This is a genomic window from Ruminococcus flavefaciens AE3010 (assembly GCF_000526795.1).
Lineage (GTDB): Bacteria > Bacillota > Clostridia > Oscillospirales > Ruminococcaceae > Ruminococcus > Ruminococcus flavefaciens_D.
Genome location: NZ_JAGT01000001.1, coordinates 2939980 through 2961763, shown reverse-complemented (window position 1 = coordinate 2961763; position 21784 = coordinate 2939980). Strand labels below are relative to the sequence as shown.

18 protein-coding genes are annotated in these 21784 nt (G+C 47.8%); 6 read left to right on the top strand and 12 right to left on the bottom strand.

Annotated elements, in window-relative coordinates:
• Positions 1-13: 13 nt before the first annotated feature.
• Together N774_RS0113145 and N774_RS0113140 are read left to right on the top strand one after the other, a co-directional pair.
• A complete protein-coding gene (locus tag N774_RS0113145; RefSeq protein WP_024861684.1) occupies positions 14-1969 on the top strand; it encodes a hypothetical protein in 1956 nt (651 codons plus the stop codon).
• Positions 1970-2269: 300 nt separating this feature from the next.
• Positions 2270-4630, top strand: coding sequence for a glycoside hydrolase family 9 protein (locus tag N774_RS0113140; protein ID WP_024861683.1), 2361 nt, complete (start codon positions 2270-2272; stop codon positions 4628-4630).
• 73 nt (positions 4631-4703) lie between these two features.
• Here N774_RS0113140 and N774_RS0113135 read toward each other — a convergent pair whose 3' ends face one another.
• The 9 genes from N774_RS0113135 to N774_RS0113095 all read right to left on the bottom strand — a co-directional run bounded on the left by N774_RS0113135 (position 4704) and on the right by N774_RS0113095 (position 14534).
• Positions 4704-7034: a dockerin type I repeat-containing protein gene (locus tag N774_RS0113135; RefSeq protein WP_024861682.1), complete on the bottom strand. Its 2331-nt coding sequence runs from the start codon at positions 7032-7034 to the stop codon at positions 4704-4706.
• A 180-nt stretch (positions 7035-7214) separates the two neighbouring features.
• The gene (locus N774_RS0113130; RefSeq protein ID WP_024861681.1) at positions 7215-8516 is read right to left on the bottom strand and encodes a GGDEF domain-containing protein; all 1302 of its coding nucleotides are present in this window, start codon (positions 8514-8516) and stop codon (positions 7215-7217) included.
• A 280-nt stretch (positions 8517-8796) separates the two neighbouring features.
• Entirely contained in the window at positions 8797-9108 is a 312-nt protein-coding gene (locus tag N774_RS0113125) for a DUF1292 domain-containing protein (RefSeq protein WP_024861680.1), read from the bottom strand.
• A 68-nt stretch (positions 9109-9176) separates the two neighbouring features.
• Positions 9177-10508: an aminotransferase class I/II-fold pyridoxal phosphate-dependent enzyme gene (locus tag N774_RS0113120; protein WP_024861679.1), complete on the bottom strand. Its 1332-nt coding sequence runs from the start codon at positions 10506-10508 to the stop codon at positions 9177-9179.
• 10 nt (positions 10509-10518) lie between these two features.
• The gene (locus N774_RS0113115) at positions 10519-10818 is read right to left on the bottom strand and encodes an RNA polymerase sigma factor (RefSeq protein ID WP_024861678.1); all 300 of its coding nucleotides are present in this window, start codon (positions 10816-10818) and stop codon (positions 10519-10521) included.
• The gene (locus tag N774_RS0113110) at positions 10805-11038 is read right to left on the bottom strand and encodes a hypothetical protein (protein WP_024861677.1); all 234 of its coding nucleotides are present in this window, start codon (positions 11036-11038) and stop codon (positions 10805-10807) included. The genes N774_RS0113115 and N774_RS0113110 overlap by 14 nt, the downstream gene beginning before the upstream one ends.
• Positions 11039-11271: 233 nt before the next feature.
• Positions 11272-12492 (bottom strand): hypothetical protein, encoded by a 1221-nt coding sequence (locus tag N774_RS0113105; RefSeq protein WP_024861676.1) that lies wholly within the window; start codon positions 12490-12492, stop codon positions 11272-11274.
• Between the two features lie 242 nt (positions 12493-12734).
• Positions 12735-13787 carry a PP2C family serine/threonine-protein phosphatase gene (locus N774_RS0113100; RefSeq protein ID WP_024861675.1) on the bottom strand — a complete coding sequence of 351 codons (1053 nt, stop codon included), beginning with the start codon at positions 13785-13787 and terminating at the stop codon, positions 12735-12737.
• A gap of 9 nt (positions 13788-13796) precedes the next feature.
• Entirely contained in the window at positions 13797-14534 is a 738-nt protein-coding gene (locus N774_RS0113095; RefSeq protein WP_024861674.1) for a vWA domain-containing protein, read from the bottom strand.
• Between the two features lie 819 nt (positions 14535-15353).
• On the opposite strand from N774_RS0113095, the gene N774_RS0113085 reads away from it, so the two are divergent.
• From N774_RS0113085 to grcA3, 4 genes are all read left to right on the top strand, one after another.
• Positions 15354-16580 carry an AI-2E family transporter gene (locus N774_RS0113085; protein ID WP_051463401.1) on the top strand — a complete coding sequence of 409 codons (1227 nt, stop codon included), beginning with the start codon at positions 15354-15356 and terminating at the stop codon, positions 16578-16580.
• Positions 16581-16905: 325 nt separating this feature from the next.
• Positions 16906-19008 carry a formate C-acetyltransferase gene (gene pflB / locus N774_RS0113080; protein WP_024861671.1) on the top strand — a complete coding sequence of 701 codons (2103 nt, stop codon included), beginning with the start codon at positions 16906-16908 and terminating at the stop codon, positions 19006-19008.
• Positions 18986-19216 carry a hypothetical protein gene (locus tag N774_RS0113075; RefSeq protein WP_242836624.1) on the top strand — a complete coding sequence of 77 codons (231 nt, stop codon included), beginning with the start codon at positions 18986-18988 and terminating at the stop codon, positions 19214-19216. Before pflB ends, N774_RS0113075 begins: the two co-directional genes overlap by 23 nt.
• Before the next feature lie 71 nt (positions 19217-19287).
• Entirely contained in the window at positions 19288-19563 is a 276-nt protein-coding gene (grcA3, locus tag N774_RS0113070) for an autonomous glycyl radical cofactor GrcA3 (RefSeq protein ID WP_278245173.1), read from the top strand.
• Positions 19564-19659: 96 nt separating this feature from the next.
• On the opposite strand, the gene N774_RS18395 is transcribed toward grcA3, so the two are convergent.
• The 3 genes from N774_RS18395 to rplJ all read right to left on the bottom strand — a co-directional run bounded on the left by N774_RS18395 (position 19660) and on the right by rplJ (position 21688).
• Positions 19660-20430, bottom strand: a complete 771-nt coding sequence (locus N774_RS18395) for a CAP domain-containing protein (RefSeq protein WP_024861669.1) — start codon at positions 20428-20430, stop codon at positions 19660-19662.
• 268 nt (positions 20431-20698) lie between these two features.
• A complete protein-coding gene (gene rplL / locus N774_RS0113060; RefSeq protein WP_024861668.1) occupies positions 20699-21073 on the bottom strand; it encodes a 50S ribosomal protein L7/L12 in 375 nt (124 codons plus the stop codon).
• A gap of 99 nt (positions 21074-21172) precedes the next feature.
• A complete protein-coding gene (gene rplJ / locus N774_RS0113055; protein WP_024861667.1) occupies positions 21173-21688 on the bottom strand; it encodes a 50S ribosomal protein L10 in 516 nt (171 codons plus the stop codon).
• Positions 21689-21784 lie beyond the last annotated feature (96 nt).

The window sequence follows — 21784 nt, the reverse complement described above, 5'->3', positions numbered from 1 at the left end:
AAGGACATGACAGATGAGCAATAACAAAGGTCGTAAGAATACGACAAGGCTGATATTCCTGCTGGCAGTGCTGTCATTCCTGATAGCAACTGCACAGGGTATCATATACTATAAGAATTATGATTCCTTCTTCAAGGTGCTGCTGGTGCTGCAAAACAGCATCAACGCATTCGGCTTCAAGGCTTCGGTAACTATCAAGGACACCGTCGCCTTTATGAAGGACAATCCCTCGGTTCTCAACAAGTGCATAGGCTACGCCTACTGTATCGCGGTATTCACCGCGCCCTACTGCACTATCTCGTTCATATACAAGTTTCTGGAGCGCCTGCTCCGCTTCATCATATTCTTCCGCAGAGACAAGAACTGCCGACACATTGTGGTATTCGGCTATAACAGCGATGTAAAGTCAATGCTGAAGAACAACAAGTCCGACCCGAAGAAAAACTGTATCCACATCGTTACTACGGAGTCTATCGACAACGAGGAGATATACCGCCTCAACAAGGCAGGCTATGTAGTCCACTACGCCGACGTACTCAAAGCGGCTGAGTCGGAGCTCCAGTCACTGCTTTCAAAGACCCGCTTGGAGATAGCGACCAACATCATTCTCTTTGAAAGCTCGTCCATAAGGAACTTCTCCCTTTTGCAGCTCTTTCGACTGAATGAAAAGGACTCCTCCGAGAGGATAAAGCTTGCACAGGGAGCTAAGATATCATGCAGGTGCGAGGAAGAGGGCATCGGCAGGCTTATCGCCGAGTACTACAACAGTGCCGCAGGCACGGAAGCTTTCTTCGACCTTGAACTGGTGGGACTTCCCGAGATGCAGATACACAAGATGTACTCCGACCACCCGCTCCATACCGTATACAAGGACACTGACACTCCCCTGAAAGACTGGACCGCTCACCTGCTGGTGGCAGGCTTCGGTCAGCTTGGTCAGCAGGCGGTATTGCAGGCAATGAATCTGGGCGTGGTACACGAGAGCAACCGCATAATCATCGACGTTTTTGACAGCAACATCAAGGCTAAAAAGGCTGTGTTCCTCAATCAGCTCAGCCGCGATACCTTCGATATGACCGACAGCAAAGTCACCATGAAAAGTGACGCCGCAGACGGACTTCTGGAAATAAACTTCCACGAGCTGAACATCTCACACCTCAGCTTCTACGACACCATACGCAGCAAGCTTGACACCGAGCCATACACCTATGCTGTCATAGCTCTTGAAAATATCGACCTTTCCGTGCACTGTGCCATACAGCTTGAGGAGCTCTTTGACGAGCGCGGTCTTAAACTGCCTATCCTCATGCGCATGGACACCGACAGACGTCTTGCAGGCTATATCTCCGCCGAGAACAGCTCCCTTGCAGATGTAAGCCTTATCGACGACAGAAGCATAGTCATCACCCTCGACATGATAATCAACCGCGAGGTAGACCGCCGCGCCAAGGATTACAACCACTTCTACAACAATATCAAGCTCATAACCGCTGACGAAACAGGCACTGCTGACAACTCCGACGAGGACCCCGAGCAGGAGTGGAACAGGCTTCGTCTTTTCCGCCGCTCCTCAAGCAAGGCTGCCGCATATCACGACGAAGTAAAGAACGATATCATTCCCAAGCTTGCCGCTGAAAACGGCGCAGAGCTTGCCAAAAAGCTTGAAGAGCTCCTTGGCAGGGACGGCTCCCTTATGAGGTATACAGGCTCTGCATGGCAGATGAACGGCTCTGAGGAAGAGGTGCTGGAAAAGCTGAAAAAGGACAGCTTCGCCTACGGACTTGCTGCTCTGGAGCACCGCCGCTGGTGCTGCTATATGGCTTCCATAGGCTGGCGCTCGGGAGAGCGCAGCGACAAGTTCCGCAGGAACCCCTGCCTTGTTACTCAGCAGAGACTTATGGAGACCAAGCCCGAAATGTGCAAATACGACCTTATGTCACTTATGGCGAGATATAAAGCCCATATTTAGCAAAGCTAAATATGGGCTTTAGCCTATTGTAGGGGCGGATATTATCCGCCCAAGCTATCAGCCGTTAGCCATTAGCCGTTAGCTTGTAGGGGCGGCGTTCCGCCGCCCGTTAAGGGACGCCCTCTCTTGCATTACGGGACGCCGAAGGCGGCGTCCCCTACAAAAAACAAAACCGCAAGTTATGCGTTGACATTTGCGGCGATATGCGGTAAAATTAAGTTATGACAATATTCACTCGGCATTCAGCCTTACAGCTAAAGGCTAACGGCTAAAGGCTACAAATCAGAAAGGACTGAGTTTATGAAAATATTCAAGCGCCTGTTCGCTTTTACAGCTGCGGCAGTGACTGCTGTTTCGGCTTCTGCGGCGGCTCTCCCTGCATTCGCAAAGGCTACGCCCGATGTAGTGGACTATACGGAGACAGAGAACAACTGGGCTAAGCTCTTACAGTACACCCTGTACTTCTACGACGCCAATATGTGCGGTACGGGAGTTGCCGAAAACAACCGCCTTTCATGGCGCGGAAACTGCCACGTATACGACGCAAAGGTGCCTATGCACTCTATTGATGACGACCACTTCGGCACTAATCTCCCTGAGGATTTCATGACCAAGTACAAGGATATCCTCGACCCCGACGGCGACGGCTTCATCGACGTTGCAGGCGGCTTCCACGACGCAGGCGACCACGTAAAGTTCGGACTTCCCGAGGCTTATGCCGCTTCTGTTGTTTCATGGGGCTATTATGAGTTCCGCGACGCCTACAAGGAGACAGGTCAGGACGCCCACGCCGAGACTATCTGCCGCTACTTCTGCGACTACTTCATGAAGAGCACATTCCGCGACAAGAACGGCGACGTCCTTGCGTTCTGCTATCAGGTGGGCGACGGAAGCGTTGACCATTCCTACTGGCAGTCTCCCGAGATAGACGCTATGGGACGCCCTGCATTCTTTGCCACCTCCGAGCTCCCTACCACAGATGATGTTTCCGAAAGCGCGGCGGCTTTAGCTATCAACTACTACAACTTCAAGGACACCGACCCCGAGTACGCCGAGAAGTGTCTCGACTATGCAAAGGCGCTCTTTGACTTCGCAAACAAGAACGAGAAGAAGGTCGGCGCAGGCGGCGACGGTCCTATGAGCTTCTACACCTCCAACAAGTGGGAGGACGACTTCTGCTTTGCGGCAGGCTGGCTCTACCTTATCACACAGGACCATGACTACCTTGAAGCCTGTGAGCAGTACATCGACTACTACGCTCCTCCCGGATATGTTCTCTGCTGGAACGATATGTGGAACGGCGTGGGTATAATCTTCGGACGCATACAGGATATGTACCCCGAGGTCTGCGAGGAGACCCGTGTGGCTATCGGCAGAGGTCAGTATGAAGTCCTCGACTTCTGGGAAATGGAAGCCAAGGCTATCAACACCGTAATGGAGGGCAAAAAGGGTAAGATAACTCCTGCGGGCTACTTCTACCTTGATACATGGGGCAGTGCAAGATACAACACCGCAGTTCAGTTCACGGCTCTCGTTTATGATAAATACAACAAGGGCAAGGACAAGTACAACGACAAGAACCCCGACTATGCATTCTCCAACTGGGCTCTTGGACAGATGGAATACATCATCGGTGATAACCCGCTGGGCAGAAGCTACGTTGTTGGCTACGGCGAGAACTCCGTAAAATATCCACACCACCGTGCGGCTTCGGGACTTACAATGGCTGAGGACCCTGCCGAGCACAAGCACGTACTCTACGGCGCTCTTGCAGGCGGTCCCGACGGTAACGACCAGCACAACGACGTTACCAGCGACTGGATATACAACGAGGTAACTATCGACTACAATGCGGCTATCGTAGGCGCGGCGGCAGGTCTTTACCTCTTCAAGGGCGATGAGACCATGAAGCCCGAGGAGAACTTCCCGCCTGCTGAAAAGGTCGATGATACACAGCTCTTCTCAGGTGATGATTTCTGGGTATCGGGCTACTGCTCGGAGGCTCCCGAGACTACAGGCTCAGGCGTTACAAAGCTCACATTCTTCGTGAACACTGACTGCCTTGAACCCCATACCGACCTGTCTGTACGCTACTATTTCAGCATTGAGGAATTCGAGAACAAGACTATCCCGGGAAGCTTCGTGCTCCAAAAGACCTACGACCAGGTGGAGACCGAGGTAACTGACAAGTCCGCTGTGCTCTCACAGCCAAAGCAGTACAAGGACGATATCTACTACATCGAGATATCGTGGCCTGACTACGCTGTTGCAAACTCCAACAAGAAGTATCAGCTTATTATCGGCAACTACTTCGGCGAGAAGTGGGACTCCTCCAACGACTGGAGCAGAAAGGGCATGATAGACCTTGATGAAGAGGGCGAGGACTACGACAACATCGTAAGCGGCGTTGAGCTTGCAAAGTGCTGTGACAACGTATGCGTTTACGCAGACGGAAAGCTTGTAGGCGGTATTGAGCCCGACGGCACAAAGCCTGCAAAGGTATACAAGGTAGCTCAGCTGGTAAGGCTCCGCAAGATGATACTTGGCGTATCACCTTTCAGCAGCAAGGAAGCCGCAGACCAGTTCGACTTCAACGGCGATAAGAATATAGACCTGTACGACGAGATAGAGCTGAGAAAGCTCCTCTTAAAGCAGGGCTGATATAACGAAAAAGGACTTCCCGAGGGAAGCCCTTTTTCTTTTCTCTTTTTCTCTATATTTATCATGTTTTCTTTCATTCTGCAATGGTCTGAGGAATTGCAAAACATACAAGTTCCTCGTCGATGTTCATGAACTTCATATAGTTCTTCATCTGTTCAATGACCTTTTCCTGCTCTTTGATATCAAATGTGCCCAGATATACATAAACCTGCTTGTCACCCTGACTGATTGATGTAATCATGGAAACAGGGAGCTTGTGCTCTGTCTCATAGGCAATCAGAAGAGCGTTTACGTCGTTAAGGTCGGTTATCTTTTTCTCACCGAGAGGGAGCTTCACGCTTTTCAGCGACTTTGCAAGCTTCATAAGCTCTGCTTCTGAGCCGAAACATCTTACCTTGCAGTAATGTCCGTCGTCTAAAGCGAAAATCACGCTGATATCGTTCTGACCGTCCTTGCTGCTGTCGAAGATAAAGTATTTATCGTCGATGACCTTTGTTACATTAAAGCCAAAGCGGTTCTTGATATAACCAGCCATAGACTGACCTGCGTAATCATTGCCTCTGTTGAAGTAGTATAACTGATAGTTCATGTCATATGCCTTTACATGATAGAGAATGCCTATATCCTCAAAATTCGCATAAGGACCGAGCCAGACAGGCGGATTTACATAGTCGTCGCGGAGCTTTACTGCGTCATCGCCTGTGACTTCGGCAAAGCGATAGATAAAGCCGTCCTTTTTGAAGCTCTCGAACATCTGCTTCATGGTCTCGCGGGCGTTTACATTGTAGTCGTTAAGGTCATAGCTTCTGATAAGCTTTATTGCTTCGTCTGTTGTATCAACGCCTACAGCCTGTGCTAAAGGAGTTAAAGGCTCGCTGTCATCATCGAGACCGAGAAGCTTCAGCTGTATCTTCTGTGCGTCGCCTACTGTAACGCCGTCGCCGTTAAGGTCTGCATTATCCTTGCCGCATGTTGAAAGCTTATACTTATCGGGATTTGCAAGGCTCTGCATTACGTATACAACGTCTGCCATATCTGTGCCGTTGTCGCAGTTTGCGTCGCCCTTGAGCTTGCTTGCGGATACTACCTTTATAGTCACAGTGGGATCAAATGCACAGCCCCTTGCATGGACAGATATACTTGCTTCGCCCTCCTTGAGCGCCTTTACCTCAAAGCTGTTGGTCCCTTTTTCATAGCTTACCTCGATCAGCTCAGATGATGAGTATACTGAACCGCCCTCTGTCTCGCCATTGGGGTGACCGAATTTGATTTTTCTTACCTCACCTACATTCAAAGGCGTATTGTCAAATTCCACCTTTGTCATATAGTCGATATGAACTGTAGAAGTAGTCAGCTGTGTTGTAGTCATAGTCACAGCAGTTGTCGTTGTATCAGCATCCTTAACTGTGAAAGCAACATGACCAACGAAAGGACAGCCGTTATCTGTTATCTCCATACTTACGGAGCCTGCCTTAACAGCCGTTACACTGAAATGACCGTCTTTTTCCAATGTTACAAGCACATTGTCCGAAGCCTTTATATTGCCGCCTGTGGATCTTCCTGAGACAGGATTGTAAAAGCGTCCCTCTCTTGTTTCTCCCACTTTCATATCAGAGTTATCGAACTCGACTGTAGGTGCAAAGTCGGGAAGCACCTCATCATCTACGACATCAAAGTATACATAGTTTGTGAACGCGCAGCCCTTTGTCCAGCAGCCAAGCTTTGCCTCGCCTGCTTCGAGAGCCCTTACCGTGAAGATATCGCTTCCCTCGGTATACTCAACAGAGATATTGTCTGTTCCTGCTTCTACCCAGCCGCCTTCATTCTTTTTGGTCTCGGGATTGTAGAAGCGTCCCTCTCTTACCTCACCCACCTTCATGGCGGACTTGTCAAACTCAACTGTAGGAGCATAGTCATAGATAACAGTGGAAGTTGTGACATGAGTCGCAGTCGCAGTAGTAGTGACTGTTGTGGTATTCGTCAATGCCGTTGATGTAAGAGCAGGCGGTATCTCTATTATGGCAACCCTGACGGAAGCTTTCTTTCCGTCGGGAGTCTCTGCACGAAGCACGGTCACTCCCATGGATACGCCCTTGATATTTACAAGCTTGCCCTGCACCTGAGTTACCTTTGCAACGCTCTCATCATCAACAGTGAACTTTATGGGAGATTCTCCCACCTCATACTGCTTGCCGTCATCATATCCTGAAATGGACACTGCGGTATTCAAGCCCAATTCCACAGAAATGCAGTCGTTTTTCACATTGAAGTGTATACCGCTGTTTTCCTCGGACACAGCTGCTGCGGTATCGCTCTCCGCAACAGCGTAAGCAGGAGTGAACGCCATAGATGTCATACTCATTGTCAGCGCTGTTAAAAGCGTCAGTATTTTCCTTTTGTTCATAGTAGACCCTCCTTTTATTAAAGCATGACAGCTCGCTGCGCAGCAGCCACTCGGGGCACGAACTGCCTGTTTTATAGCTTTCACTTATTAGTCGTATGAAAAACGAAAAACTCTCACTCTTTTTCAAAAAATCTTTTCTGCAAAGCAAAAAAGCTGTACCGCAAGGGTACAGCTTTTGTTTTATGATATTCTTACGCAGTTTCTTCCGCTTGATTTTGCTTCATACAGTGCATTATCCATACGTCTGTAGGCTTTCTCAAAATCATCTCCGTCAATAACAGTGGTAACGCCGACGCTGCAGGTGATATTTCCTACATTTGCGAATGTCTCGAAAGATACCTTCTGACGTATCTCCTCAGCCATTTCCAGAGCTCTTTCGCGGCCGGCTCCGCAGCATACAGCCACGAACTCCTCACCGCCCCAGCGTCCGACTACTCCGTTGTTGTCATCGAAATAATCAGTTACGATATTTGCGAATCGTTTGAGAGTAAGGTCTCCCACGGCATGACCGTAGTTATCGTTTACGTGCTTGAAGAAGTCGATATCCATTATCATCAGCGAAACAGGGATATGTTCCTCAACAAATTTATTTATGGCGTTTTTGATCTCTGTTTCCATTCTGCCGTGATTGTAGATCTGAGTAAGAGGATCCTTTGAAGCAAGGTCCTCATATCTGTTCATTGTTTCTATAAGATCAAGGGTAGTTTCGTTGATATCCTGGACCATGTATACAAAACGGTAGTCATCGGGGATAGTGGTCTGGACACGGCTGAATATGAGCTTTACCCAGATCTCCTTGCCTTCAAGATTCATCATAAGGCAGTCAAAGGAAGCTGTCTTGCCGGGTGCAAAATTATTTTTCAGATACTCAGGCTCGGTCCATTCCATGAACTGTGCCTGATAATCCGTATTTATGGCATTTACTATCATTAATCGCCACTGAGAGAATTTCAGCTCCTGATTGATTATATCGTCAGACAGCTCTGTAACGCTGATACTGTTGATAGAATCCTTTTCCAGGTCTATGTACATTGAGAACAGGTAGGTATTCTGGAAAGACTTTACCTTTTCGGTAGTCAGCGACTCGTCAACGGACTGTCTGTCATCAAGCTCGTCAAGTACAAAAAGATATTTTTCATCTCCGTTGAGCGGATAGATCGAGACCTGTATAACACAGAGTGTCTCTTCTATCTTAACACTTACCCTTCTTGCATATTTGCCTGAAAAATGTCCCGAGGTCGGGATAAAGACCTTGTACTTCTCCGACACGTTATCAGAGGATTTGCTTAAATGATACCAAAGCTTTTCAATAAGCTCATTATACTCACCTGTTGGCTTTAGCAGCTTATTAAAAATACCTTTTCTGATAATAGACTTATACTTATTGACCTTACCGTCAACAAGCACAAGCGCGTCCACGTTGTCCTTGAAGAAGTCTATAGCATCTTCCAATGTCATGTTATCAATATTATGACTGTCCATAAAATGTCCCCCTAAAAAGATTTTTCAATAATCCGTAAAGCATCGGACCGGTCTGAAACACATTCAGAGCATATCCTCTTATCAACAGCTTATTACAGCTGTTTAAAACATGATCTATATATAAAAATAATACCACATTTTGCTGTTATAATTGTGAATTTTTTGTGAACAAACTTATAAAGCCATTTTTATTTGTAGAATTGAACAATGAAGAGCAGGAGTCTTTAGGGGAATTGACAAAAAAAGCTCCCATGAAAAACATGGAAGCCTTAATATCACATTATTCAAATTCGTACTCGCCGTCGTAATTCTTCTTGAATTCCTCGAACACCTTGCCAAGAAGCTCGTCATCATTAACGGAAACAAAGTCGTCCTCTTCCGGTGTCTCCCCGGGGATGACCTCGAGTATGACGACCTCATCGTCCTCATCGTCAAAGGGCAGGAGAACTGCGTAAAGGTGGTCGCTGTACTCAACAGTACCGATTATCTCAAAGGATACCTCGTTGCCGTCGTCATCTGTGAGAGTGATGTAATTCTCTATTTCATCTTCTTCCTCGAGCTCGTCAAGGTCTTTTTCGTTCATATCGCTCATGGTATTACCTCCCAATCAATAATATAATTAATTCTAACACATATACTCGGAAATTGCAATAGTCCGCGCTAATTTTTCACCACAAGAACGGTTTTTATGCCGTATGCACGGAACAGCCCTATGCAGTCCCTGTCGATGATCTCTCCGCTGACAGCTATGGGTATGGCAGGTGGACATGGAACCTTTACCGACGCGCATATCCTGCCCTCTGCTTCCTCCACAGGAATTTCCTCGGCGTCCGCAAAGGCGGCTTCGCGGATGGCTAAAGCCATCTGCGGGAGCTTCGGCTGAAAAATAAAGGACTTCTTTGCTGTACGGGAAGCTCCCGCCACCGCGCTCTCAAGCGCGGCGCGAAGCCGCCTGTAGTCCTCGGCAGGCGAAAAAGGCGACATGAGAAGCACCACAAGCTCGGCGTCGGCATACTCACATTCAACTCCCCTTTCACGGAGAAGCTCCGCAAGCTCGGTGCCGCAGAATCCGCTTTCAGCGGCTTTTACCGTAATGTGGAATGGCTCGCTGTCTGCGAATATGAGCCTGTCGGCCAGGGCGGCGCGAAGCGCCGACAGCAGCGGCAAAGCCGCGGCAATATCTCCACGTATATTATCTGCAATATAACGATTGCACAGGTCAAGTGAAGCCATTATAAGATAGGACGGACTCGTAGAGCCGAAAAGACTCATTGCCTGTTTCAGCTTCGGGACGTACTCATCACAGGAGGTATGAAGCACCGCTGCTCCCGTAAGAGCAGGCAGCATCTTATGCGCCGAGTCGCAGCACAGGTCAGCTCCCAGAGCTATAGGGTGCAGATTCTCCTCAAAAAAGGCAAGGTGCGCACCGTGGGCGTTGTCCACAAGTAGCTTCGCTCCATAGCGGCGGCAGAGCTTCGCCAGTGCGGCGGTATCCGCCAGCCTGCCCGTATAATCAGGCGACGTCACATATACACAGGCCGGCGTGTGGTCGGCGGCTAAAGCCGCCTCCATGCGGGCGAGCTGAAGCTCCCCCGACAGGATACCGCCGCTGTAGCATGGCATTATCCACTGAACGTCAATATCAAGAAGCGCCGCTGCATTGAGAAAAGCGCGGTGAACGTTCCTTGACGCGATAACGCGGCGGCGCTCCTGCTTCATAAGAGCCAGCATAGCCTGTATGCAAAGAGTAGAGCCCCCTGCCGAGAATACGGAAACCCTGCTGCCATAGAGCTCCGCGGTATTCCGCTCACTCTCGGCTATAATGCCGTCAGCTTCAAAGAGGCTGTCCGCACCCTTTATCTCGGTGATGTCAAGCTTGAAGAGCTCCCCCAGCTCAGCCGCGGGAGCATTCCCCTTATGCCCCGGCATATGAGCTCGCAGAACGCCAGAAGCGGCGTAATTCCGCAAAAAATCATATATAGGAGTATTCATTTTCTTCTCCTCAGATGTAATATTGAAGTATACTGTAAATTTTCTTTTTGGCGCGTGACATAGCCGCATAGACCGCCTGCTGAGACACTCCCAGCCTTTCGCTTATGCAAGCCACATCTGCACCCTTAAAATAGTATAGCATAATTATTTCCTTTTGTCTCGGTGTCAGCTCATTATTAATAACTTTTAACAGAATACTGCGGAGCCTCGATGCGTTCCCGTCCTTATTCCCATAGCCAAGAATACGCTTTATGCCGAGGTCCTCCCTGCCCCCTATCTTGTCGGAATAATTGATATCACATCTTGCCAAAGCTCTCCCGCCTCCTGTTATACGAAGTCAGATGAGAGATTATCTCCTGCATCTCGCCGTGCTCCTCATAGAGCAGACGGATACGGCGGTCTAAATCGAGCTCTATGACCCTTGCGGAGTCCCCCTTTTTCATGAGAGAGCTCCGCAGCTCAGAAAGCTCGGTGATACGCTGTTTGACGAGATCGCGGCTGTTGGTGTAGTTTTGGATAAGTTGTGTCATGATTTGCCCCCTTATTAAGAAAAAGAAGCACGAGCAGCAAATGCTGCACCCTTGTAACGTCTGAAAGATAGCTCTGCGAACTTACGTTCTATTCCTTGTGATTATATTATAGAACATCTGTTCTGATTTGTCAAGAGCTTTTTTACAAAAATTTATTTCCGACAAAAGACGACAAAAAAAGGAACTGCAATTGCAGTTCCTTTTTCAGGATCACATATATCCAAGACGGATCATTAATATGGCTTATATCCAATATAGCGCTCTAAGAGTGAGTTGATCTGTATAGTGGCTGTATTCGTTGTCCCTACTACTTCTCCTTTACAATTCAAAGAGCTAACCTGACAGCGATAATCATTATACAGCATATGCTGCATCCAATATCGATTTCCGCCAATGTATTCATCATAATAACGGCTTTCATGATCTTTAACCTCATCTTTTCTTACAGTTAAAGTAGCTGAATGCCAGTCCATATCTACCCATTTGTCGCCTACTAATCTCTGCCAGTTATATTTATACTTACCTGTACCGCCACCTTTCACTTCAACAGTAACATCTATAGTCGCATCATTTTTATCAGATTGCTCAAAATCAAAATCATAAACCCAACCATTAATTATTCCATAATTTAATATCATTTCACTGTATTCAACATATATTGGTCCGCTTGCAACTTTTCTGCCTTTGCTGTCTCTTACTTCACACTTATAGGTTCCTACAGATGCTACAGAAAGCTTCTGCGTGTTTCCGACCCAATTGCCATTCGCATCTGTCCATGTATAATAATAGGTTCCAGAACCGCCTGTTGGATTCACATAGAGCTGTGTATTATATTTGAGATCTTGACAATATGACTGCGACTTGATCGTTAATTCAGGTACTGTCTTTACCGTAGCTTCGCCTGTCGTAAACTTTTTAACACTTGATATCTTCATAGATTCAGCAGTCGTTGTTACAGGTGTTAAACGCTGACCAATATCTATTGTTTGCTTCTGCATTGCTGCTGTTGTTGTTCTTGTTCCCACTGGTCTGAGCCCTATTGATTTAGTAGTCGTCGTTGTTGTTGCTATTTCCATAGTCTGAAACTCCCTGTCACGCTCAGTTATCTCACAGTAATACTTTCCGGCTTCTGTAGCAGGATATGCGCTTAGTGTAGCTCCCTTTATAGCTTTTCCGTCCTTGTACCACTGATACTCTGCTACCTTGCCAAAAGGGAGACTTCTATCGGTCTTTGCTTCGATTATTGCTGTCTCTGATGGTGTTATCTCAAAGTTGTAGCTATTGAGATAATAGCCCAAACAAAGCGGTTTTCTTCCTACGTCAACTATCAGTTCAGGCAGATTCAGCTCAGGTCTGAATGTAGGGTCTTTTGCGTTTGCAGGGATAGCGCTTGCTCCGCACAACATAATAGCGCTTGAAATAATACATAATGTCTTTTTTAATAATGCCTTCATTTTTTCAACCTCCGTATTTGATATTAGTTTTTGTTTATTAAAACAAGTTTGGCGCCTGCTTGTTTTTCACGTTTAGTATAACTTGATTATATCACGTTCATCAGAGCTTGAAAAGGTGTCATTTGTCACTTTCAGAGTGACATTTGTCACTGTTTTTACTAAATTGGCGCAACCAATGTCAAAAAATGTACATATATTATGTACGGGCAGCAAAAAAGGGCGGATATTATCCGCCCTTGATATCATTCTTCATTTACAGGATCACTGTCAGTTTCTTCCGTCCCAGCACATTCTTCATTCTCAATTCTCAATTCTCCATTTTCAACATCTGAGATGACCTGCTGAGAGGTCTCGTCGTCGTACTCCATATTCTCGGGAACAGCTTCCTCAGCAATGGCTGCTGCCTCCGCAAGGTCCTCCCGTATGCCGTCCGAGCAGGCGCTGAGCTTGGGCATATTGATTATACCCGAGCAGGTAACGTCGTCGCCGCTGCCCTTTTTAGTCATTGCAGGCAGGAACTCTGCAAGCTGAGCTATGCCGTCCTCCATGCCGTTTTCAACTATAGTAAGAGCAAGTCCGCGGAAGAAGCTGAAAAGCTGCTCCTCGTTCCAGTAGGAGTTCTCCACACCGTCAGTACACAGGAATACTGCCGCAGGCATAAAGCCCTTTGGCAGATAGAAGAATCTTGCCGAAAGTGCCGCGTCGTCCTGACACATTGATGTGGTAACGTTCTCATAGCAGCGGGGATCCTCGGGGATAGGCGCAAAAACATTGCTGTCGCCGTCTATCACCACGCATTTTCCGTCGCCTATCTGAGCTCCGAAAGCATAGTCGTCGGTGACTACCGCAAATACCAGCGTGGTCCCGTAGGCGCCGATGTACTCGCCGTTCTCGTAGCGCTTTTTGTAGTAGGCGTACTTCTCGGGGATACGGCTGTACTCCTCCTCGGTAAAGGGCTCGTTCTTGAAGTCCTGCTCCGTCTTGTCGTGCCAGCGGGCGATGATGCTGCGCCAGAGCTGATTGAATAGCTCCTCACGCTGACGCTGATCCGCAAGCATTTCCGCCGCGTTTTCGATGCCGTCAAGGAACTCGCTCACGCACTCCGCCGCACATTCCACAGCATACTTCGAGCCTCTTTCGGTGCGGAGATAGCATGGGCTGCCGTGACCGTCAGCCGCCGCAGCAAATGAGTATTTCTCATAGTCCGCCGCAAGGGAGCTGTCCTGACAAATAATATCTCTGCTGAGATGTGAAGCACCTATGCTTGTCTGAGCAAAGGAAAGTGTTTTTGCCATACCCTCACCTTACCAGTCCGATTCGTCCCAATCGGCGGTATTGGCGTCGCTGAGAGCCTCTGATGTCTGAGTCTGAACGTCCTCAGCCAGCTTCTTTGATATCTCGACAGGATCTGTGTCGCTGTCAACTGTGCTTGAATGGCTTGCGAATACACTGGTGATAACGCTTGCCTTTTCGATCATAAGGCGGAGCTGATCCTTGTTCTTGACATCGAGAACTGTCTCTGAGCTTCCCGAGAAGCGTGCAAGAACGTCTCTGTCAGCGTCGTCGCCGATAGCGAAGGCTATCTTGATAGAGCGCTTGTACCAGTTATTCTTTTTGAGAGCGTCCAGGCCGCTCTCCCAGTTATCTGTAGGACCGCCGTCACTGAAAAGGAGTATTACAGGCGGATAAGCGCCTGCGGCAGTCTGTAGGAATTCATTTCGTGAGAGCTTTTTGTCAAGCTCCTTGCAGGCAGCGCCAAGGTCGGTAACGCCGCAGGCTTCAAAGGTCTTGAAGCGGTATCCCTCGGGTGAAACAGGCTCGGGAGTCACCCATGAAGCGCCTGTGGAGAATTCAAGAACTGCGATCTTGATCTCAGCGTCATCGCTCTCGTCGCTTATTTCCTGTAATGTCTGCATAACTTCTTCAAGTGCTGATTCTACTTGTCCTATTTTGCTGCCCTGCATACTTCCCGAAGTATCGATGACATAGAAAAGTGTCATGACCTTTCTGACAGCAGGTGCGTAATCGTCTAAACCGGGCATATTTCTTACCTCCATATCTTTGTATGTCAAATACATATAATTATCTGATTATATTATTATATCACGAAATCAGGCGCAGGTCAAGTGCCGAAGCATAAAGCCTTTAGCCGTTAGCCATTAGCTTTAGGAGAATCCTGTTTTACTGAACCCATGAACGGGATTCCAAAGGGACTGTGTTCCTTTGGTCAGGTCAAGGGTTACTCCCCACAGGGTGGGGAGATGTCGCAATGCGACAGAGGGGACGGACCCGATCAGGGGGACAGCCCTTGCGGGGGTTGGGGCAGCGCCCCAAATACGTCAGGCGCCTCGCAAGGGGTGAATCAAAAAGCAGTCCGGTGGACTGTTTTTTGAGAGGGGACGCCTTGTAAGAGAAGGCGTCCCCTTGTATGAACAGATATTTATTTGCCTGCGGAGTTATCTCCGCACGAAAAAGTAATCCATATACCATAATATTAAACAGCTCGTAAATGTTCACACAAAGTTAACAATTAATATCGTGACATCAGCACATATATAATGTATAATAAATGTGTAATCAATAACCGCCGACAGGCGGTTATTGCCCTGAACTTTGTTCAGGGCGCGCAAATTCTTAATAAAACATAGAATTTGCGCAACACATTTCTTTATGTGCAGCTCATTTTGCCCTAAAGTGCAAAACAAGTTGCAAGAAAAAGTGGGGTATTGTTATTTTTTCTTGCAGCTTGACAACTAAAAATCGGCTTTATTTCAAGCTTTGAAGCCAATTTCTATTTGTTGAGCAGCCATTAATAAAAGCATGATATAAGATTGGAGGGTTCGCCGTTTGATCGGCTGACTATGAACAAAAACGAAATAAAAAAATATATCTTTATCGCAGGTCTGGCTGTTGCCGTGTGCGTAATAAGCCAGAATTTCTCTGTGCTGGCAAGCTTTGTACTCTTGGTGCTCGGAGCTCTGAAGCCCCTTGTTATGGGCTTTATGATAGCCTATATCTTCAATATCATCATGAACTTCTTCGAGAAGCACTACTTCCCAAAAAGCAATTCAAAAGCAGCAGCCATAACGCGAAGACCTGTGTGTCTGTTATGCTCATTCGCCATCGCCATAGCGATAATAATACTCGTGATGTATATAATCGTCCCGGAGATAGCCTCCGCATTCGGAGTTCTCTACGCCGAGATACCTCCCGCCTTTACCACGGCAAAGGATTTCGTCATCGGCAAGCTCAATGAATACCCAGAGATACAGGAGCAGATAAGCTCGCTGGAATTCGACTGGGCAAACATTGCAGAAAAGGGTTCAAAGCTTCTCACATCGGGACTTGCAGGCATACTCAGCTCCGCTGTGGGCATAATAGGAGGGCTGACCTCCGCAGTCACAAACCTTGTGCTGGGACTGATATTCGCTGTATACCTGCTGCTGCGCAAGGATAAGCTCTTCCGCGACGGCAACCGCATAAGACACGCATATTTCAGCGAGGAGTTCAACGCTAAGTGCTCCCGCGTTTTCCATACAGCAAATGAGACCTTTCAGAGCTTCTTTGTGGGACAGTTCGTGGAGGCTATTATCCTCGGCTCACTGTGCTTCATCGGCATGAAGATACTGAAGCTCCCCTACGCCGCAATGTCGGGAACTCTCGTTGGAGTTACCGCCTTTATCCCTATCGTGGGAGCTTTCATCGGCGCAGGCATAAGCGCGTTCATTATCCTCACCGAGAGCCCCATGCAGGCGCTTATATTCATCATATTCCTTGTCATACTCCAGCAGTTCGAGGGCAATATCATCTACCCAAAGGTAGTGGGCGGCACTGTGGGACTGCCAAGCATATGGACTCTTGCCGCTGTCACACTGGGCGGCGGGCTGTTCGGTATCTTTGGTATGATACTGGGAGTACCTCTTGCAGGTACGCTGTATAAGCTGAGCTTCCATGTTCTTGAGAAAAAGGAGTCTGAGCTGGGAATAAAGTCTCCCGACGACAGCAAACCGCAGAAGCCCCAAAAACCTGCCAATCCAAAGAAGCCTGTTCAGTCAAAGCAAAAGCCTGCTAAAGCTCAAAAAAAGTAACCGTGTAGGGGCGCCCTTTTGGGCGTCCGTATAAGCCGACAAAATGTCTCGGGCGCCCAAAGGGCGCCCCTACAGAGCAAAATCTGTCAATTGCACAAATAAGCCAAACAAGTTCACACATTTTTGATATCCGTCAATTCGGCATGAGCCGAAAGCTCCAATTCTCCGAAGTGAGATATAAGCTGCCTCAGGGGACAGCTGCCAATTTGTAATCTGATAAAACGAAAAAAGGCGTTTTTTAGTTACCTGACGTTAATAGGCAGATTGACAAAATTTAAACAATGTGGTAATATTATCTTAGATCATTGTAAAGGAGTAATGTGTTATGATCAATACATGGCAAAAGGAATGGGACGGCTTTACCGAGGGACGCTGGAGCACTACCTCAGTAAACGTCAGAGATTTCATCAAGAAGAATTACACTCCTTATGAGGGCGACGAAAGCTTCCTCGCACCCCCTACGGAAGCGACAAAAAAGCTCTGGGACAAGGTCATGGACCTCTCCCGACAGGAGCGCGAAGCAGGCGGCGTTCTCGACATGGACACCAAGATCATATCAACAATAACTTCACACGGCGCAGGCTACATCGACAAGGAGCTGGAGCAGATAGTTGGTCTCCAGACGGACAAGCCCTTCAAGCGTGCATTGCAGCCCTTCGGCGGTATCCGTATGGCTCAGCAGGCCTGCAAGGAGTACGGCTATGAAGTTGATCCCGAGGTAGTGGAGATCTTCACAAAGTACAGAAAAACTCACAATCAGGGCGTATTCGACGCATACACTCCCGAAATGAGACTTGCACGTCACTCGGCTATCCTCACAGGTCTCCCCGACGCTTACGGCAGAGGCCGTATCATCGGCGACTACAGACGTGTAGCACTCTACGGTGTTGATCTCCTTATCGAGGACAAAAAGCACCAGATAGATACCTCACTTGTGAGAATGACTTCAAAGAATATACGTCTCCGTGAGGAGCTTGCAGAGCAGGTCCGCGCTTTGCAGGACCTCAAGGAGCTGGGCGAGATATACGGCTTTGATATCTCAAAGCCTGCGGCTAACGCAAAGGAAGCCGTTCAGTGGCTTTACTTCGGCTATCTTGCAGCTGTCAAGGAGCAGAACGGTGCGGCTATGTCACTGGGAAGAACTTCCACATTTCTCGATATATTCATTCAGCGTGACCTTGATAAGGGCATACTCACCGAGGAACAGGCGCAGGAGCTCATCGACCACTTCATCATGAAGCTCCGTATCGTAAAGTTCGCACGTACTCCCGAGTACAACGAGCTCTTCTCGGGCGACCCAACTTGGATAACAGAGTCTATCGGCGGCGTTGACGTTGACGGTCACCACCTCGTTACAAAGAACAGTTTCAGATACCTCCACACACTGGAGAACCTTGGCACAGCTCCCGAGCCCAATATGACTATTCTCTGGTCAACAAAGCTCCCGAGAAAGTTCAAGGAGTACTGCGCTAAGATGTCTATCAAGACCTCATCTATCCAGTACGAGAACGACGATATGATGAGAGTTGTCCACGGCGACGACTACGCTATTGCCTGCTGTGTATCCTCAATGGTAGTGGGCAAGGAAATGCAGTTCTTCGGCGCAAGAGCAAACCTTGCAAAGTGCCTGCTTTACGCTATAAACGGCGGTGTGGACGAGCGTCTCGGCTTACAGGTAGGTCCTAAGTACAGACCTGTGGACAGCGAGTATCTCGACTTCGACGATGTTTGGGAGAAGTACATGGATATGATGGAGTGGCTGGCTGGACTTTATGTAAACACCCTCAACGTTATCCACTATATGCACGACAAGTACAGCTATGAGAGACTGCAAATGGCTCTCCACGACAGGGACGTAAAGCGCTATTTTGCTACAGGTATCGCAGGACTTTCAGTTGTTGCGGATTCACTGTCGGCTATCAAGTACGCTAAGGTAAAGCCTGTCCGCAAGGATATCGAAATAAAGGACAAGGCAGGCAACATAACAAGCGTTGCAAAGAATGTAGTCGTTGACTATGAGATAGAGGGAGATTTCCCGAAGTACGGCAACAACGACGACAGAGTTGACCAGCTTGCAGTTGAGGTAGTACGCCGCTTTATGGACTGCGTAAGAAAACATCACACCTACCGTGACAGTGTGCCTACAATGTCCATACTCACTATTACTTCAAACGTTGTATACGGCAAAAAGACAGGAAACACTCCCGACGGCAGAAAGCAGGGAGTTCCACTTGCTCCCGGAGCTAACCCGATGCACGGCAGAGACACTCACGGCGCTGTAGCTTCGCTCTCGTCCGTTGCAAAGCTGCCGTTCAGACACGCACAGGACGGTATCTCCAATACCTTCTCCATAGTGCCTAACGCTCTCGGCAAGGACATGGAGGTATTCGCAGGAGATCTTGATCTTGACAAGCTCAGAGGAGAATGATATGACAGCTCCCGAAGAAAAAAACTCCCCTGCGGAGCTTGCCGATCTCATCGATCAGCTCATGGCACAGGGAAGCGGTCATGTGAATATAATCGGAAACGGTTCGGAGCTGAAAGTGGATACCGTGAAAAGTACAGATATATGCGGCACAAAGGGTGCATGCTGTCAGCCCACCGAGAACGCCATTGACAAAGACGACGAACTATAAATAATTGAGAATGTAGAATTGAAAATTGAGAATTATTAATTCGTGAGCGAAAGCGAACACATTCATTCTACATTCTCAATTCTCAATTAAATAAAAGGAGGATTTTTATGGATAACCAGAAACAGGTCGATAACCTCATTGAATTGCTTGACGGCTACGTTGAAAAAGGTGGTCATCACCTCAACGTAAACGTTTTTACACGTGAAACTCTCCTTGACGCTCAGGCTCACCCTGAGAAGTACCCCCAGCTCACTGTAAGAGTTTCGGGCTACGCAGTTAACTTCGTAAAGCTGACAAAAGAGCAGCAGGACGACGTTATATCAAGAACATTCCACTCAAGTCTCTGACGCGAGCTGAGCCAGCTTTTAAAGATTGAAATTTTCGCAAAAGTCTCTGATAAACAACGAAAAGGGCTGTACCGATCCGGTACAGCCTTTTTCGTTTTATTTAGTGGCATTTTTGGCATATATACCGAGGATCATAGATGCATCAACTGCATCGACCCTGTTGTTTCCGTTCAGGTCTGCGGCAGTTACCTGACTTGCAGAAAAACGCGAGCCGCGTCCTGCGGAAACGCTTGCGTACTCTGTGAGAACCTCGGAAGCATCGATAGAGTTTACAGCCTTATCGCCGTTTATATCGCCTTTTTCCAGTTTTACCTCGTTCTGGATAACTTTAATTGCAGGAAAATCGGTATAACTTTCGGAAGAATCCAAAAACAGCTGGACCCAATAGGGACAACCGTTGTCAACGTAGTAACCTACACCGATGTACTTGCAGTTTGCTTTCAGGATATTGTTTCTGTGACCTTCAGAGTTCATCCAGTCCTTCATAACCTCCTGGGGATTAGGCTGTCCTGCTGCGATATTCTCGCCTATCCACCACCAGCTAAGACCTGCATCCTCAATAGCGGTCAAACCACTTCTTCCGTCGGGACGCACATGGTCGAAATAAGCAGCTATCTCCTTGGCACGGATATTTGCAGCCTTATTCATTGATATGAGTGCCTTGACAGGCTGAAGACCTCTTTTTGTTCTTTCTTCGTTTACGAGCTTAACTACCTGCTCAGCATATGAGTCGGCATTTACCGATGAAGCCATTACAATACTGTCACCGAGCTCAAGCGCAGTATCAGGGGCAGCAAAACTCGTCATCGGCATCATAGCCGATAATGTCAGAGCTAATGAAATTACAGACGCCAAAAGCTTTTTCATAAAACCACTCCGTTTCTGCATATTTCCCCCAAAACCATGCACTTCGTTTTTATCTTTTCAAGCCGTTATCAACACAGCGGAGTCGGAAATATTATACATAATGTTTTACCAACTCTACAATTATTATATCATAGTTCCTCCGCCAAGTCAACAGATATTGCAAGATTCCCCACTTTACACAGTGGGAATGACTTCTGATACAGCACAATAAACAAAGGGAGCTGTACCAAATAGTACAACTCCCTGTATAGTATACAATCCGTATAAATTACTTGATCTCGATTGTAGCGCCAGCCTCTTCAAACTTAGCCTTGAGCTCGTTAGCCTCAGCCTCAGAAACGCCTTCCTTGATAGCCTTAGGAGCAGCCTCAACTATCTCCTTAGCCTCCTTAAGGCCAAGACCGAGAACTTCCTTAGCAACCTTGATAACGCCCATCTTAGCATCACCGAATGAAGCAAGGATTACGTCAAACTCTGTCTTAGCAGCAGCAGCGCCGCCTGCAGCAGCACCAGCAGCAGGAGCAGCAGCGATAGCAGCTGTTACACCGAATTCCTCCTGGATAGCGTCTACGAGCTCAGAAAGCTCAAGAACGGAAAGAGTCTTGATATCTTCAACAAATTTTGTGATCTTCTCAGAAGCCATGATAATAATCTCCTTTTTAATAGTATTTGCCCTTATGGACTATGATTTTAAGCTGCGGAGCTTGTCCCCGCAAATGTGTGATGAGGGTTCAAGCGGCAATTAAGCAGCTTCTTCCTCCTTCTTCTTGTCTGCAACTGCATTGAGTGTAGCAGCCAGCTTCTGGAGCGGGCCCTGGAGAGAGCCAACGAGCTGTGCAAGAAGAGTGTCCTTTGAAGGGATCTTGGACAGAGCAACAACGCCTGCCTGATCGTAAACTTCGCCTTCAACGTAACCGGCCTTGAGATTGAACTTCTCATCGCCAGCCTTCTCTGCGAACTTACCGAGGATTCTTGCGGGAGCAGTCTGATCGTCGTTGGAAACAGCGAGAGCAGTTGTGCCGTTGAGAGCCTCTTCAAAGCCCTCGATACCGCATTCCTTGAAAGCGCGGAGAAGCATTGTGTTCTTCTCTACAAAGTAGTGAACTCCGGCCTCACGAAGCTCCTTTCTGAGCTTGGTATCCTCTTCAACAGTGATACCCTTGTAGTCAACGAGAACGCCTGAAACGGAGTTCTTGATGATCTCGGTGAGCTTCTCGACCTTTGCCTTCTTTGCTTCGAGTACTGCATTGCTTGGCATAGTGTGTATTCACCTCCGAATGAATTTTCATCGTATTCAGAGAGCAATAAAAAAGCCCATTCCGACAGCGCAGAATGGACAATGATAATTCTATCA

Bases quoted from the DNA above. Each gene is read 5' to 3' on its own strand.
- N774_RS0113100 (WP_024861675.1), bottom strand. From the start codon at position 13,787: ATGGCAAAAACACTTTCCTTTGCTCAGACAAGCATAGGTGCTTCACAT.
- N774_RS0113110 (WP_024861677.1), bottom strand. From the start codon at position 11,038: ATGACACAACTTATCCAAAACTACACCAACAGCCGCGATCTCGTCAAA.
- N774_RS0113125 (WP_024861680.1), bottom strand. From the start codon at position 9,108: ATGAGCGATATGAACGAAAAAGACCTTGACGAGCTCGAGGAAGAAGAT.
- N774_RS18395 (WP_024861669.1), bottom strand. From the start codon at position 20,430: ATGAAAAAGCTTTTGGCGTCTGTAATTTCATTAGCTCTGACATTATCG.
- N774_RS0113135 (WP_024861682.1), bottom strand. From the start codon at position 7,034: ATGAACAAAAGGAAAATACTGACGCTTTTAACAGCGCTGACAATGAGT.
- rplJ (WP_024861667.1), bottom strand. From the start codon at position 21,688: ATGCCAAGCAATGCAGTACTCGAAGCAAAGAAGGCAAAGGTCGAGAAG.
- N774_RS0113095 (WP_024861674.1), bottom strand. From the start codon at position 14,534: ATGCCCGGTTTAGACGATTACGCACCTGCTGTCAGAAAGGTCATGACA.
- rplL (WP_024861668.1), bottom strand. From the start codon at position 21,073: ATGGCTTCTGAGAAGATCACAAAATTTGTTGAAGATATCAAGACTCTT.
- N774_RS0113120 (WP_024861679.1), bottom strand. From the start codon at position 10,508: ATGAATACTCCTATATATGATTTTTTGCGGAATTACGCCGCTTCTGGC.
- N774_RS0113140 (WP_024861683.1), top strand. From the start codon at position 2,270: ATGAAAATATTCAAGCGCCTGTTCGCTTTTACAGCTGCGGCAGTGACT.
- N774_RS0113145 (WP_024861684.1), top strand. From the start codon at position 14: ATGAGCAATAACAAAGGTCGTAAGAATACGACAAGGCTGATATTCCTG.
- N774_RS0113085 (WP_051463401.1), top strand. From the start codon at position 15,354: ATGAACAAAAACGAAATAAAAAAATATATCTTTATCGCAGGTCTGGCT.
- pflB (WP_024861671.1), top strand. From the start codon at position 16,906: ATGATCAATACATGGCAAAAGGAATGGGACGGCTTTACCGAGGGACGC.
- N774_RS0113130 (WP_024861681.1), bottom strand. From the start codon at position 8,516: ATGGACAGTCATAATATTGATAACATGACATTGGAAGATGCTATAGAC.
- N774_RS0113105 (WP_024861676.1), bottom strand. From the start codon at position 12,492: ATGAAGGCATTATTAAAAAAGACATTATGTATTATTTCAAGCGCTATT.